Genomic DNA, 15,656 nt, shown 5'->3' with positions numbered 1-15,656 from the left:
CAACCTTGCGTAGGGGCTGAGCGCAGCGATTGAACCGCGCACCCGCCGTAACCTGCCTCAATGCTCGTGGTCGTGCTCGAACGCCCCTTCAAACCCGAGCCACGCTACTTTGGCCGGCGTAACGTCCAGGTTGAGAACGGTCTCGACCGCACCGGATTCCAGATCCACTTCCACCACCGTGTTGGCCACCGGATCCGTAATGTAGACCAGATGACTCGCATGGGACACGCTCATCACCGGGCGCAAGTCTTCCGCCAGACCGCTCAGGTCGCTGGTGACGGCTTCGATTGGCTCAAGCACCGCCCAGCCATCAGCGATTTCAAGGCGAATCAGATCCCCGGAGCTGTCCAGCACCAGAAAGCGTTCACCCTCGGCATCGAACCCGTAACCTATGGCGGTGCGCTCTGACTCACCGCGCCAGTCGATCGGCTCTATGCTGTCCGCTTCCGGATCAATAAGATAGAGCTCTTCCGAAGCAACACCCACCAGTATTTCTCCCTCGGACATTCCATAGAGCGAACCGATGCGTCCCTCAAAGCCTTCCGGATTGGCGATTTTCTCGCCGACGAACTCGCCGTTTTCCTCATGAATCACCAACACACCATCCGTGCAGCCAAAGGCGACACCGTGATGCCACTGGGCACTCCCGTGCAGTCCGGGACAGAGCGTTTCGAAGGTCTGTTCGAGTTCGTACTCGTCATCGTGCCAGTGGTAACGCGCCACCTGGTTGGGCAAGGTGGTGCTGTCATCATTGGCATCCCGGACAGTGGCAAACAGGTACTCCCCAAACTGCTGCGCTGCGCCGTGCTGGTGAGTGTCCAGGGTCAGCCATCGGCCACTGCCATTGTCGGCCATATCGGCTTCGGAAAAGACCCCGACCTCAGCCGCCTCGCCCTGATCGGCATTGCCGTCATAGAAAATCACCGAACGCTCGCCACCGGTGGTGAAGTGGGTCGGGCGTGGACCCGGCGCCGAGAAGTCGGCAAAGCTCGGGGAGGTGATGGTGTAATCCCAGTGATCATCGTGATACTCGTGAATCAGACCCGAGTCCACCGCGTTTACTTCACCCGCATCCCGCTGCAACATCACACCAAAGCGATGGTTCGCGCTGGCGTATACCGCCGAAGCCGGATTATTCAGTTCGTAATGGGCCAGCTCGTCGCCGTCATCCAGATCATAGAGAACCACTTCGGCCTCATCGTAGGCGGCTACCAGTAACCGGCCTTTGGTTTCGGGCGCGTCACCATGGGCTGAACCATGATCATCATCGTGATCGTCGGAATGATCTTCCACCGGATCGCGTTCCACAATCTCGGTGCTGCTGCCACCGCAGCCGCTCAGTACCAACAGTGCGCTCAGGCACAAAGCGGTTGAAAGTCCGTGTTGCCAATTCATGTTTAGAACTCCTGTTGTTCGATTATTAAATTGTTGGTTGCGGCGGATGCGGGCTTTGCCCTTATCCGCCCTACGCGACCTGCGGTGGGTTGCGTAGGGGCTGAGCGCAGCGGTTGGACCGCGCATCCGCCGTCCACCGCTACGGGGCTAGAATCGGGAGCGCAGTCCTACCGCCAGCGAACGCGCCGGTAATGGCGCCTTGTCTTTCAAAAATGACGTGTGCGGACGCGCTTCGGTGTCCGTGAGGTTGTTGCCCTGGACATAGAAGGTCATGGTCTGCGCGGCCCACTCCCAGTCGTAACTCAGTTGGGCATCCACCAGGGTGTAACCATCGGATTCCGTTTCCAGGTTGGCGGTGCGGTCCTGATCGAAGTAATGTTGCGCGCCCAACTCCGCCCGCCAACCATTGAGGCGATACTCCAGTTGCGCTCCGAGACGCAGTGGCGGAATACGCGGCATGGCTTCGCCGCCATTCAGGGTGGCGCGGGTGTAGTCGCTCATCAGGGTCAGACGCCAGGGGCTGGCCACCTGCCATACCAGTTGGCCTTCCACACCATACAGGCGCGCGTCGCGGGCGGTGTAGTGATACACCGGTAAGGCCTCTTCCTCCTCATGCTCTGCCTCGCCGTGATCGTGTTCATCGGCGTGATCGTCCTCGGCTTCCAGGCCCGTGGCAGACAGATAGTAGAAATCATCCATCTGGTTGTAGAAGGCGTTCAACGTGAAGCCCACATCGCCTTCAAACTTGCGCAGAGTCAGATCGATGTTGTTGGACGTTTCCAGCTCCACCGCCGCCGGACTGACCTCGGCGTGAAAGTGCCCATCCGCCTCTTCATGCAAGTCATACAGGGCACCGATTTCATAACTGCTGGTACCGATATGGGGGCCAAAGGAGTACAGCTCGGCCGCCGAAGGCGCGCGTTGCGCCCGGGACAGTGACAGCCCCAGGTTGTAACCCTCGGTGAAATCCCACACCGCACCGGCGGACAGGCTGAACGGTTCAAAGGTCTGTTTCACTTGATAGGCGGCCAGCAATCCCGGTTGATCGTCCATCGGAACCGTCACCTGATCGGCGGACAGTTCGACCCGCTCAACCCGCGCGCCCAACTGAACCTGTACCGGGCCAAAGTGCCGCTCCTCCATCCAGCCCAGCGCCAGGCTTTCCGTTTCCGAGGGCGGGGTGAAGGCCTCAGCGCCCTCCGCAGAAAAGTCCTGATGCTTGTACTGAAGACTCCAAGCACCGCGCCATTCGGCCACCGGATGATGAAACAGCTCGGCGCGCACTTCCCGGCTGGTATTGGCGAAGGTGGTAAGAGGCACACCCTCTTCAATTTCCGAATGGCGATAATCGGTATAGCCTAGGCGGGTGTTCAGGGCACTGAACCAGGCGTGATCCAGACTCAGCTCGCTGATCAGCTGTACCCGATCCTGCTCCAGGTCGGCGTAGACATCCACGTCGCCCTCACCGTCATGGCTCTCATGGCTGTGGCCGGGGATGCCGTAGGTTCTCTCCAGCCGTCCGACAGAGACACCCACAAAGCCGTTATCCAGTAAATAACTGGCCCCGACATTGGCGCCTTTGGCGCGGTAAGCCGAGTTGTCCAGGCGTCCGTCAAACACCTCATCGGTATGCTCGTGTTCATGGTCGTGATCGGCGTCGTGGGTTTCCCGCTCGGCGGCTACCGGAATCCGATAGTCATTGGACTCACGCCAGAAACCGTCGACATGCGTGGCCCAGGAGCCCGTACCTCCGGTGACGCTGGCGCTGACCAGTTTTTCATCCGCCACATTGTCGTGTTTGAGATGCCACTGTCCAGCCAGTTGGTTATCCGTGGGCACCCGGCCATCAACGATATTGACCACCCCGCCGATCGCCCCGCTGCCATAAAACAGCGTGGCCGGCCCCCGCAGCACTTCCACCTGCTCCGCGGTCGAGGTCTCCGTGGTCACCAGATGATCCGGCCCCACCCGGGAGACATCGCCGGCATCCAGGCCATTTTGGGTGATCAACACTCGGGGTCCACTCAGGCCCCGAATCACCGGGCTGCTGGCGACGGGCCCAAAGTAATTGGTGTGCACCCCCACTTCATTCTTCAGGGTTTCCCCGAGCGTGGACGACTGCTGACGGGCGAGGGTGTCACCGGCAATCACATTGACCGGCTGGGCGGACTCCAGGGTGGAGGCGTGCCAGGGCAGTGCCACCACTTCGATCACTTCAATGCGGGTGGGCCGCAGCCGGATGGTCACCGGCCCCTCATCGAGATCGACATGCAGCTGCTGATGCACAAACCGGGGCGCCATAATATGGAGCTCCACTTCCTCACCACGCAGATCTTCCAGCGAGAAGCGACCGGCGGCATCGGTCAGAGCCTGGCGGTTACTGCCCACCCATTCAACCACCGCGCCGGCCACCGGCTGGCCATCGGCATCCAGCACCGCGCCGGTCAGGGTTTCCGCCAATGCACTCGGGGAGACCAGTCCAGCCCACAACAGCCCAATACCACTCCATTGCAACCAGCTCTTCTGCACAACAACCTCCGGGATATACGATTCATCTAGTTTTGTTATGGTATAACATAACTAAAAGAATGGAAATCCCTCTCCGCTGTTTTACTCGACGCCCCTTTTTGAGTCACTGAGCAGTGCAGAAGATTTATGCGCCAGTTTCGATCCATCCCCAGCCACAGAAAACCACTTCCGGAACCCGTCACAGCGCCTGACCATGCACCAATCTGAACCGACTCCGCACTCCGACAGCGCGACAACTCACGCTTCCGGATCGGCCACCTCCGCCGCCCAATTCGAAAACATCTTTAAAAACAAGGCGTTAAAAAATTATTTTATTTGGCATAGGCATTGCAGCTTCAGCCCCGGTCGCGCTGCGTGTTAGTTATCGACCTCGCGTGTTCAAGCACAACAGATGATCACCCCTGCAGCGCAATGCGTGCCCCAAAGCGGTTCACTCCCCTCGGGCATGCCTCTGACAACCCGGCCCCATACTCTGGATTGATGTCTTATGAGCCTGAACAAACTGAACCCGCTGGATTTTTCCCAGCCCTCCATCCGGGTCCTGCACCTGACCTGGTTTGCCTTCTTTCTGTCGTTTGTGGTGTGGTTCAGTCACGCCCCTCTGAAGCCCCTGATCACTGAAACCCTCGATATGAGCGGTGCTCAGTGGAAAGCGCTGCTGATTCTCAACGTCGCCCTGACCATCCCCGCGCGCATCGTGATCGGGATTCTGGTGGACAAGTTCGGCCCACGAAACGTGTTCTCCGGGCTGCTCGCCTGCTCGGGGTTGTTGTGCCTGGCCTTTGCCGCCTCACAGACTTTCGAGCAGTTGGCGCTGACCCGTTTTCTGCTCGGCTTTGTCGGTGCCGGTTTCGTAATCGGTATCCGCATGGTGGGCGAGTGGTTTCCCGCCCGGCAGGTTGGCCTGGCGGAAGGTATCTATGGCGGCTGGGGCAACTTCGGCTCCGCCGCCGCGGCCTTTACCCTGCCCACCCTGGCCGTAGTGGTATTCGGCAGCCTCGGTGGCTGGCGCGCAGCCATTGCCTGCACCGGCCTTATTGCCATTGTCTACGGTGGCATTTTCTACTGGCGCGCGCGCAACACCCCCAAAGGCTCCACCTATTTCAAACCAAAAAAATCCGGCGGCCTGGAAGTCTCCAGCAAGCGTGACTTCTGGTTTTACATCGCGATGAACGTCCCCATGTACGCCATCCTCGCCGTACTGGCCTGGCGCCTGGGCCCGTCCAACATCAGCCTGCTCACCCAGAGCTCGGTCTACCTGATGTACCTGGTCCTCCTGTGCCTGTTCATATTCCAGTTCAGCCAGATCTATCGGGTGAACAAAGACATGCTCAAACACGGCGTACCGGAGCACGACAAGTACGAGTTCAAGCAGGTCGCGGTATTGAGCTGGGCCTACTTCGTCACCTTCGGCTCCGAGCTGGCGGTGGTCTCCATGCTGCCGGCCTTCTTTCTGGAAACCTTCACGCAACTGAGCCTGGCCGAAGCGGGCATGCTTGGTGGCGCCTTCGCCTTTATGAACCTGGTGGCCCGCCCGGGCGGTGGCTGGATCAGCGACAACTTCGGTCGCCGACGCAGCATGTCCATCTTCATCGGCGGCCTGGCGGTGGGTTACTTCGTCCTCTCCCAGGTCGGCGGCGGCTGGCCGGTGTGGCTGGCGGTAATGGCGGTGATGTGCTGTTCTTTCTTTGTCCAGGCGGGCGAAGGCGCGGTGTTTGCCATGGTGCCGTTGGTGAAGCGTCGCATGACCGGCCAGATCGCGGGCATGGCCGGCGCTTACGGAAACGTGGGTGCGGTCACGTATCTGACGGCCTATAGTTTTATGGATGCGAGCACCTTCTTTCTGGTAATCGGCGCCTCGGCCGTAGTGACCTTTTTCCTCGTCCAGATGCTGGCCGAACCCAAAGGCCATATGAGCGAGATGATGGCCGATGGTACTTTGCAAAAAATTGAGCTGACTTGATGGTTTGGTTTGGCTTTGGTGGTTCTAGTAGAGTCCGGGTCGTGGCGGGGTAAAGCCTTTGGAGACCCGCCGTGAACCCATCCATGGGGGCTTCTCGTCGACATCCATGTCTCCGAGAGTCTCCAAAGGCTTTACCCCGCCCCGCCCCTCAGTGCCAACGAATGGACTTCACTACCAGTCTTCTACAAATGCTAGATAGATGGCACGGAGGGCGCTCGTGGGGTATACCGTTTGTAGACTCTCGGAGGCAGGGAGCCGACGAGAAGCCTACAGGGATGTATTCACGGCGGGTCTACAAACGGTATACCCCACGAGCGCCCGGACTCTCCGACTTCAAAAAAACCTGACAATGATTTCTAAATGGACCATATAAAATCGAACATAACCATCGACTTTGCTCAGTACAGTGATGGCGGACGCAAAGGCGAAAACCAGGATACCATTGGGGCGCGCTTGCCCGATGGCGCGGCGCTTACCCACAAAGGCATCGCCATTGCCATCGCCGATGGCGTCAGCTCCAGCGCCGCCGCGCGCGAAGCCAGCCAGACCGCCATTACCGGATTCTTGACCGACTACTACGCCACCCCCGACACCTGGAGCACACGACAATCCGGTCAGCGAGTACTGCAATCGCTCAATCGTAGCCTCTGGGGCCTCAGTCGCAACAGCGTGCGCGGTGAAGGGCTGCTCACCACCTTCAGCGCCCTCATCCTCAAAGGCAACAACGCCTACCTCTTTCACGTCGGCGACACCCGCATTTACCTCTGGCGCAGCGGCCAACTCGAACAACTCACCCGGGACCACTGCCAATCACTCAGCCGCGAGGAAACCTACCTGAGCCGGGCACTCGGCGCCGACGTTGGCGTCGAGGTGGATTTTCACACCCTGGAAGTACACGTTGGCGATGTATTCATTCTGACCAGCGATGGCATCCACGATCACCTGCCCGAAGACCGGCTGCGCGTGCTGATCAAAACCCACTGCGATCACCCGCAGCAACTGGTGGAGAAAGCCAGTAAAGCTGCGCTCGACAATGGCAGTGATGACAATCTGAGCATACAGGTAGCCGCGGTCCGGCAACTGGGACACGCCAATCAGGATGACGCCATGGACGTACTGGCGCGACTGCCTTTTCCGCCATTACTCGATACAGGGCAGACCCTGGATGGTTTGCGCGTGGAGAAGCAATTGCACGAGTCCAACCGAAGCCAGGTCTACCAGGTGCAGGACGACGCCGGGCGAAGGATGATCATGAAAACCCCCTCGGTTTTATACAGCGACGACCCTGCGTACCTCGAACGATTTGTGATGGAAGCCTGGATAGGCGCACGGATTCAAAGCCCTCAGGTCGCCAAGGTTATGTCGGGCCCCGAGCCCCGTTCGTGTCTGTACTATCTGACCGAGTACATACCCGGGCCAACGCTCGGGCAATTGATGGCCGAACGCGGACCTCTGGCAATCAATGACGCGGTGGACATTACCGGGCAGTTGATCAAGGGTATACGCTCCTTTCATCGAAAGGAGACCCTGCATCAGGACATCAAGCCGGACAATATTGTTATGGGACCGAAGGGACCAGTGATCGTGGATTTCGGCTCCTGCTGGGTCGCCAGCGTGGAAGAGCTGGAGGCCCCCTTTACCCGAGATAAGATTCTGGGAACCATGGATTACTCTGCCCCGGAATATCGCTACGGTGGCCAAACCGGCCCGCGTTCCGACCAATTTTCCCTCGCCGTATTGTTGTACGAAATGCTCACCGGCCAGAAGCCGTACGGCGACGCTTATGGCAAAGCGTTGAACGAACGCCAGTTGCAGAAGTTACGCTATCAGCCCGCTCGCCATCACAACCCGATGGTGCCGTTGTGGCTGGACAAAGCGCTGGAGAAAGCCCTGAGCCTTCAGCCTCAACAGCGCTACGATGCTCTTTCCGAATGGTGGCAGGATCTTCAGCGGCCCAACCCGCGGTGGACGCGAGACGCGGGGCTACCCATATTGCAACGGCGACCCGAATGGGTGTGGCCGGTGCTGGCCATCAGCGGATGGGCCATCGTCCTGGTCTTGGCCTGGCACCTTTGGAAACCGTAGGTCGGATCGGTCCGACGCTTCGGAGCAAAGCGTAATCCGACACTATCCACCAGACGGTATCATTGGAGCAACCGCAGCATCTCCAACATGGCCCGACCATTGTGGTAAGGACCCTTCCAGGGGCCGAGCTTGTACGAAGGCGCGAGGCTTTGATCATCCAGCGTCGACAGCCATAACCACTCGCCGTTTTCAGCCCTGTGATAGCGCTTGATAAACGACCAGAGTCGTTCCGTTGTCGCCAGGAAATCCTCGTTACCGGACAGGGTATAGGCTTTGTAATAACCCACCATGGCCTCGGCCTGCACCCACCAGACCCTTTCATGATTGAACGCCTGAGTCGCAAACTCAAAGCCATCGTACATTTCGCCGTGTTCACCCATGGCTTCGCGCAGACAGACGTCGGCGATGCCGAGAACACTCGGCTTCAGGCGTTCGCTGACCGCTGCATCGGCAAGGGACTCGGTGGCTTTTGCCAGCAACCAGCTGCACTCGATGTCGTGCCCGTAGGTATAACCGGGCGAATGATCCTGCCAGTCGTGATCCATGAACATGCGCAGGTGGAAGTTATCTTTGTTGATGATATGACGATCAAAACAATCAATCGCGTAACGCAGTGCGTCAGCGACTGAAGCGCGAGCATCCACCTGATGGAGAGTGGTGTATGCCTCCACCACATGCAGATGGGTGTTCATGGTTTTGGGGAAGTTCAGATCCTTGTCGCTCAGGCGCACATCATCCAGCGCGCCCCACTGGCGATTGAACGCTTCCAGATAACCACCCTTCACTGGGTCGACGGTGTGACGCTCCAGAAGGTCGAACGTCTGCTGCGCCTGCTGTAAAGCCAGGGGCTCGCCGGTCAACTGGTAATAGGCGACCAGGGCATAGATTGCAAAGGCCTGAGCGTACACCTGCTTTTTGGTGTCTTTGGGCGCTCCGTCTGCATCCAGAGTCCAGAAAAAACCGCCGTGGGCTTTGTCCAGAAAGTGAGCGAGAAGATAACGGTAACCGCGCTCCGCCGCTTCGCGATAACGGGGGTCATCCACCTCACTGGCCAGTTCGCTGAAAAACCACAGAATGCGCGTATTCAGCACCACACCTTTGTCGGCGTGCGGCACCGGCACATTATCGACTCCCACTTCACCGTAAAAGCCACCGCGCTCCTGGTCCTGGGCATAGGCCAACCACCAGTCGGCAATCGATAGCAATTCTGAACGGAACTCCTGACTCAATTCCGACAACGGGCTTTTCACTGCGGGCTCGTATAACGCCATCAGTTGTTCATTCCTTCCAGCAGCGAGAGATTGGCCTCAATCAATGCGTTTCGGGTCGCCACCGACGCCGCAGAGCGCAACCCATCCTCTGGCGTATTGAGCGCGTAATCCACCATTTTGTCGACGGTCGATGTCGCCACATGCATGCGGGTATCGGATGAGGCGTAATAGATGAACACCTCGTGGTTGTCGTTGACGATCCAGCCATTGGCAAACGCCACGTTGGAGACATCCCCCACCCGCTCATCACCCTGAGGTGCAATGAAATGACCGCCGGGACGATGGGTGACCACCCAGGGGCGCTCCAGCTCGGTCATGAAAACGTACAACACATAGCGAAGCCCCGCGGCGGTGTTGCGCACCCCGTGAGCCAGATGCAGCCACCCGTGCTCCGTTTTGATGGGCGCAGGACCTTGACCGTTTTTCACCTCTTTGATGGTGTGGTATTCCTTACCATCGACAATCACTTCCGCTTTGATTTCGGCGTTTTCCATGGAAGCGCACAGGCCCCAGCCGATACCGCCCCCCTTACCCACACTGATAAAGTCGTCCTGCGGCCGGGTGTACAAGGCATATTGGCCATCGACAAACTCCGGATGCAGCACCACGTTGCGCTGTTGGCCGGAATAGGTGATGAGATCCGGCAGCCGCTCCCAGTTCACCAGATCCCTGGTGCGCGCTATGCCGCACTGCGCCTCGGCGGCGGACAGATCATCGGGCCGGCTCTGGTCTTTGCGTTCGGTACAGAACAGGCCGTAGATATAGCCATCTTCGTGGGCGGTCAGGCGCATGTCGTAAACATTGGTATCGGGCCGCTCGGTTTCCGGCAGAGTGATCGGATAATCCCAGAAGCGGAAGTTGTCCACCCCGTTGGGACTTTCGGCGATCGCAAAAAAGGATTTTCGATCATCCCCTTCGACACGTACCGCCAGAAGGTACTTGCCTTTCCAGTACAGCGCGCCGGAATTGAAGGTGGCATTCACCCCCAGGCGTTCCATCAGGTGAGGATTGCTGGCCGGGTTCAGGTCATAGCGCCAGAACACCGGCGTGTGCGCGGCGGTCAGAATCGGGGATTGCCAACGCTGGTAAATACCATTGCCACCCGGGGCGGGCTGGTTCTTGCGGGTAATCAGGGTTTCATGGTCGCTCAGCAGCGAGCGGACAGCGTGGTTGAAATCGTTCATGTACAAGGGGTCCTGACGGTTGGCCGGACAGGTGAAAACGCCCGGCGTTGTTCGATACTCGTATTCGGCAACTGGAGCGCTGTACCGGCTGGGTTTATTCGGCGCCACAATGCCACTCAATGTAATCGGTTACAAAACAGATTGCAAGGTCTGCCTGCAATCTGATGGTCAATACGACTCAACTCAAATCGTTGAGTCGCCGCAATGGCCCACAGATCAGTGCCGGGACACGATATGGGCATCCGCCTCCTGCACCACATCGGCGGGCATATCGTCCGGATAATCCTCCAGCTTGCACCACCAGTTGCGCCACAGGAACAGGCTGGTCAGCACGACCACCAGGGTCGCCAGCGCGAACTCCTGCCAGTGCTGGATCACCATAAAAATCGGCATCGCCACCAGGGCGGTTTGCCACACCACGCCAACCACAACATTCAGCGCATCCCGGGCAAAGTGTGGATTGACCTTCACCCCCGGGTGCTCGGCCTGCACCGCCTCGCGTACCGGCCCCCAGAAGCCCCAGGGGCGCACCTTCACATAGAAGCGCTTGAGCACCTCCATATCATCCGGCGCGGTCAGCAGGGACGCCAACACACAGGCCAGCAGACAGGCCGCCAACATGTAAGGGAAGGCGTACAGCGGGTCCAGGTCGGTCAGGGCCGGCAACGCCAGGGCAATGATCAACCCCACCACCATGCCAAAGAAATAGCCGTAACCGTTAAAGCGCCACCAATACCACTTGAGCACATTGGAGGCGGCATAGGCACCGTAGAGCCCACTGACTATCCAGGAAATGATTTCGTGCAGCGTGGGAATAAACAGCCCGATACCGACCCCCACCACCACAAAGGCGATGGACACGATGTAGCTAAGGTACACATAGCGCTTGGGCTCCGCCTCATCGTTGATATACCGCTTGTAGATGTCGTTGACCACATAGGCCGGGGCCGCATTGGTGGTCGCAGCGAAAGTGGACATAAAGGCGGCCAGCAAGCCGGCAATCAACAACCCGAGCAGACCGGTAGGGACGTAGTGCTTCATGGCCAGGGGCAGTATCTGTTCAAAATCCACCGCATCGCCCATGGCCCGCAGGTCGTCCATGAAAAACGCCAGCGCCAGAACCGTCAGGCCAGTAATCAGCATATAGCGCGGAAACAGCATCACCACATTCACAAACCAGCTCACCTTGGCCGCCTCGATGGGCGACTGCGCCGAGAGAATACGCTGCATATCGTAGTTGGGGGCCGGGCCCGCCATGCTCACCAGAATCCCCTTGAGCAACATCAGCATGAAGAACACCCCAAAGAGCTCGTAGCCATCGGCGGCGATGCGGGCGTTGGCCGCCTCGAGGGTCCCACCCCAGTCGATATCCAGGGTCCAGCCGATCCCCACACTGGTCCAGCCATCCGGAATGATTGCCTGCAACACCTCGGGGGAGACTTGCTGCATGGCAATGATGCCCACCGCAACACAGGCAATGGTCATGATGAAAAACTGCAGCACCTCGGTAAACACCACACTGAACATGCCGCCCTTGACCACATACACGGTGGTGACCGCGGTGATGATCAGGCCGTAATAGATTTCGTTCCAGTACTGATCCGGGTGCAGCTGCCAGGGCAGAAAGACGGCGGCGAATTTACCGATACCGATAAAACCGTAGGCCAGGAAACTCAACACCCCAATCAGCGCAAAGGCCACCACACTCAGATGCGACAGGCGTGCCCCCAGGCCGTCGCCAAACCGGAAGGTGATCCACTCCGCCCCGGTCATCACCCCGGAGCGGCGCAACCACACCGAGAGAAACACCATCAGGAACACCTGGTTGAACACCGGCCAGAGCCAGGGAATGTAGATGCTGGTCAGGCCGTAGATGAACAGCAGGGACACCAGCCACATGGTACCGCTGATGTCGAACTGCCCCGAGGCGTTGGAAATACCCAGGTAATACCAGCGCAGCTTGTTACCGCCTAGAAAATAACTGCGGATATTGTCCGAGGCCCGCCGCGATACCCACAGCCCTACCCCGAGTGTGGCAACGCCGTACAGCAGGATGATCGCGAGATCCAGGGGGGCGAGATTAAACTGCATAGTGAAAAGTCCCATTATTATTGACGAGGCGACCGCCCGCTTGCGTCGCCCCGTTTGTCATAGCCGCTCACAGCAGAACAAAATGCCGGATGAACGCCGAAAGATGCGCAAATGTAACCGGTTCCATGACGTATTGCAAGCGCCACCCTCCCACTACCCACCGATCGCTGGCGCTCAACCTCTCATACGGCTGTACAAGCGCGGGGGAGGCGATTATCCTAGCTCCCGCTTACAGTCGCAGGGACCACATCGCGCGTCCTGAGAGCCTGAGGGAGGCCGCCCGCCGGCGCAACCTACTATCGGCACAGGCTCCGAGTCCAACAACAATCCCATAATAAATAATGAGGTGTTCAGTGAACGAACCTTCCCAGCACAAGCTATCGATTCTTGAAAAGTCCGGCTACGCCATGGGCGATGCCGCCGCGAACCTGGTATGGCGCGGCGCGCTGGCGTATCTTGCCATTTTCTACACCGACACTCTGGGCATTTCCGCCGCGGCCGCCGCATTGCTGCTGCTGTTGGTGCGCCTGTCGGATGGCATGACCGACATCGTGATGGGCATGGTGGCGGACCGCACCCAATCCCGCCACGGGCGCTTCCGCCCCTGGATTCTCTGGTCCGCCCCGGTGCTGGGCCTGTTTATGGTCCTGGCCTTTACCGCCCCCGACCTGAGCCCGGGCATGAAGCTCGCCTGGGCCTATTTCACCTATATCGGCCTGACCTTGGCCTATACGGTGAACAACGTGCCCTACTCGGCCCTGATGGGCGTGATGACCCCCAGCCACAATGAGCGCAGCGTGCTGTCGGGCTACCGCTTTGCCGGCGCCTTTCTGGGCGGTATTCTGGTGATGGGGTTCACCCCCATGATGGTGGAATATTTCGGTCAGGGCGACTCCGCCCAAGGGTATCAGCGGACCATGTATGTGTTCGCGGCACTGCTGGTCACCCTCTGTATCATCACTTTTGTCACCACCCGCGAGAGGGTGGAATCCGCCGTAAACCAGGCCTCTCTCGGCAAGGAATTGAAAGATCTGGCGTTCAACCTGCCGCTGATCATTGTTCCGTTGATGGCGATTTCGGCCTTCTTTTACGCTGTCACCCAAGAGCCCGACGCACGCTATCAGCTCGATCCGACCATCACCGGCATCGTCTCACTGCTGGTGCTTGCGGCGACCGGCTACTTTGTGCGGCGTCTGATCCGCATGCCCGAGAGCGCCACCACGCCCTCTCAGCGGGACCTGATCGACCTGCTCACCAACAAGCCCTGGCTGATGGTTCTGGGGTTGGGTTTTCTGACCATGCTGTTTAACGGCATCAAATACGGGGTGATCGCTTACTACTTCACTCACTACGTGGGCGATGCAGCCCTGGCCGGAATCTATTTCATGGTGCTGCTGGCGGTATCCATTGTCGCGGCGCTGACCGCCGGCTACCTGGGCCGCCTGCTGGGCAAGAAAACCCTGTTTATCATTTCCTTGTCGGTCAGCGGTATACTGACTTGTGGCCTTTTCTACCTCCCTCCCGATGGTTTCTGGGTATTCAACTTGAACCTTTCCTGGATTCCACTTTTGGAAGACGGCCTGGAAGTGCGGATTTATTGGGTCTACTTGCTAGGTGGCGCTGCGGAATTCTTCGCCGCCTTTATGCCGGTGCTCACCTTCAGCATGCTCGGCGACACCGCCGATTACTCGGAATGGAAACACGGGCGCCGCGCCACCGGGTTGTTCTACTCGGCGGGCACGTTCATCCAGAAAACCGGCGGCGGCTTTGCCGGGGCCCTGGTGCTGGTGGTACTGGCCGGTTACGGCTACGTGGGCACCGACCCGGAGACCATCAAGGCAGCCACCGCCGGCATGGTGCACCTGATGAGCTGGATTCCGGCCCTGTTCGCCTTTCTGGCCATTCTGCTGCTGGTGGTGTATCCGTTAAACGCCGAGCGCATGAATCAGATAGAATATGAATTACGCCAGCGCCGCCGCGATGCGGGGGTCAGCGACAGCTGATGCGAAGGGATTGGCGCCAGCGGCGGAATACGGTACCTTGTACGGCTGACCTGTCGGCCGTTCCAATCCAATAAACGAGTTGCGCTATGTCCAGCATTCGAGATGTCGCCCGCGAGGCGGGTGTCTCCGTCGCCACGGTTTCACGTGCCCTGAGCATGCCCGAAAAGGTCTCTGAAGAGGCCATGAACAAGGTGCACCGCGCCATCGAAAAGGTCGGCTACCGACCCAATATGCTGGCCCGCAACTTCCGTTCGGCGCGCTCTTACGCCATCGTGGTACTGGTCCCGGACATCGCCAACCCGTTTTATTCGCTGGTCATCCGCGCCATCGAGGATCGCGCCCAACAAAAGGGCTACGCGGTCCTGCTCGGGGATACCCGGGGCACGCCGGAGCGTGAGCTGGAGTACATCCGCCGGGTGGAAACCCGGCTGGCGGACGGCCTCCTGCAACTGCGCCCCCACTCGGAAAAAACCCACAATGTGATTCCGCCGGATATCGCCACGGTCAATGCCTGCGGCTGTGAGTACACCACCGGCCCGTCGGTGCGCATCGACAACCGGGGTGCGGCAAAAACCATCGTGGATTACCTGATCTCTCTGGGGCACCGACGCATCGGCGCCATCTCGGGTCTGAAAGACAACCCACACGCCATCGATCGGATGAAAGGGTATAAAGAAAGCCTGGCCGAACACGGCATCCCGTTCGATCCGGACCTGGTGGCCGAAGGCGACTTCACCATGTGGTCGGGCCTGAACAGCGCTTTCCAGTTCTGCCACATGAAGAACCGGCCCACCGCCATCTTCTCCACCAATGACGAAATGGCCATTGGCGCCATCCAGACGTTGAAGTCCCAGGGCATCCGGGTGCCGGAAGATATGTCGGTCACCGGCTTTGACGATATCGCCTACGCCAAGTACACCGACCCGAGCCTGACCACCATGTCCCAGCCCGCCGAGGAAATGGGCAAAATGGCGATGGACATGCTGCTCAAGATCATTGAAGGCGAGCCCCTGACCCAGACCGAGTGCGTGCTACCGACGGAATTCATTATCCGTAAAAGTACCGCCCCGGCACCGGGCGCCGAGCTGCCCAACACTCCCAAAAAGGTGACTCCCGCTCCCTAGAAGTGCGGGGC

The 15,656-nt window shown here is 59.1% G+C and carries 9 protein-coding genes; 4 read left to right on the top strand and 5 right to left on the bottom strand.

The genetic code is table 11. The annotated features are described in order from the left end of the window. Positions 1–57: 57 nt before the first annotated feature. Positions 58–1,395, bottom strand: a complete 1,338-nt coding sequence (locus tag N645_RS0113690) for a hypothetical protein (RefSeq protein ID WP_024462080.1) — start codon at positions 1,393–1,395, stop codon at positions 58–60. Positions 1,396–1,542: 147 nt separating this feature from the next. Continuing rightward, the gene (locus N645_RS0113685) at positions 1,543–3,924 is read right to left on the bottom strand and encodes a TonB-dependent receptor (RefSeq protein ID WP_238559256.1); all 2,382 of its coding nucleotides are present in this window, start codon (positions 3,922–3,924) and stop codon (positions 1,543–1,545) included. Between the two features lie 487 nt (positions 3,925–4,411). Here N645_RS0113685 and N645_RS0113680 point away from each other — a divergent pair, with 487 nt between their 5' ends. Continuing rightward, the gene (locus tag N645_RS0113680) at positions 4,412–5,887 is read left to right on the top strand and encodes an MFS transporter (RefSeq protein ID WP_024462078.1); all 1,476 of its coding nucleotides are present in this window, start codon (positions 4,412–4,414) and stop codon (positions 5,885–5,887) included. A 360-nt stretch (positions 5,888–6,247) separates the two neighbouring features. After that, positions 6,248–7,972, top strand: coding sequence for a bifunctional protein-serine/threonine kinase/phosphatase (locus tag N645_RS0113675; protein WP_024462077.1), 1,725 nt, complete (start codon positions 6,248–6,250; stop codon positions 7,970–7,972). A 59-nt stretch (positions 7,973–8,031) separates the two neighbouring features. Here N645_RS0113675 and N645_RS0113670 read toward each other — a convergent pair whose 3' ends face one another. The 3 genes from N645_RS0113670 to N645_RS0113660 all read right to left on the bottom strand — a co-directional run bounded on the left by N645_RS0113670 (position 8,032) and on the right by N645_RS0113660 (position 12,518). Next, a complete protein-coding gene (locus N645_RS0113670; protein WP_051174466.1) occupies positions 8,032–9,243 on the bottom strand; it encodes an AGE family epimerase/isomerase in 1,212 nt (403 codons plus the stop codon). Further along, the gene (mgp130, locus tag N645_RS0113665; protein WP_024462075.1) at positions 9,243–10,427 is read right to left on the bottom strand and encodes a 4-O-beta-d-mannosyl-d-glucose phosphorylase Mgp130; all 1,185 of its coding nucleotides are present in this window, start codon (positions 10,425–10,427) and stop codon (positions 9,243–9,245) included. The genes N645_RS0113670 and mgp130 overlap by 1 nt, the downstream gene beginning before the upstream one ends. A 216-nt stretch (positions 10,428–10,643) precedes the next feature. Continuing rightward, on the bottom strand, positions 10,644–12,518 hold the full coding sequence (locus N645_RS0113660; protein ID WP_024462074.1) for a sodium:solute symporter family protein: 1,875 nt from the start codon (positions 12,516–12,518) through the stop codon (positions 10,644–10,646). 353 nt (positions 12,519–12,871) lie between these two features. Between N645_RS0113660 and N645_RS0113655 the strand changes: the two genes are divergently transcribed. Both N645_RS0113655 and N645_RS0113650 read left to right on the top strand, forming a co-directional pair. Beyond that, positions 12,872–14,521 carry an MFS transporter gene (locus tag N645_RS0113655; protein ID WP_024462073.1) on the top strand — a complete coding sequence of 550 codons (1,650 nt, stop codon included), beginning with the start codon at positions 12,872–12,874 and terminating at the stop codon, positions 14,519–14,521. An 86-nt stretch (positions 14,522–14,607) separates the two neighbouring features. Next, complete coding sequence (locus N645_RS0113650; RefSeq protein ID WP_024462072.1) at positions 14,608–15,645, top strand: LacI family DNA-binding transcriptional regulator; 1,038 nt, start codon at positions 14,608–14,610, stop codon at positions 15,643–15,645. Positions 15,646–15,656: the final 11 nt, after the last annotated feature.

This window comes from Marinimicrobium sp. LS-A18, assembly GCF_000463525.1.
Taxonomy (GTDB): domain Bacteria; phylum Pseudomonadota; class Gammaproteobacteria; order Pseudomonadales; family Cellvibrionaceae; genus Marinimicrobium; species Marinimicrobium koreense.
Note: the sequence above shows the minus strand (reverse complement) of the source record. Positions and strands in the feature narration are given on the sequence as shown.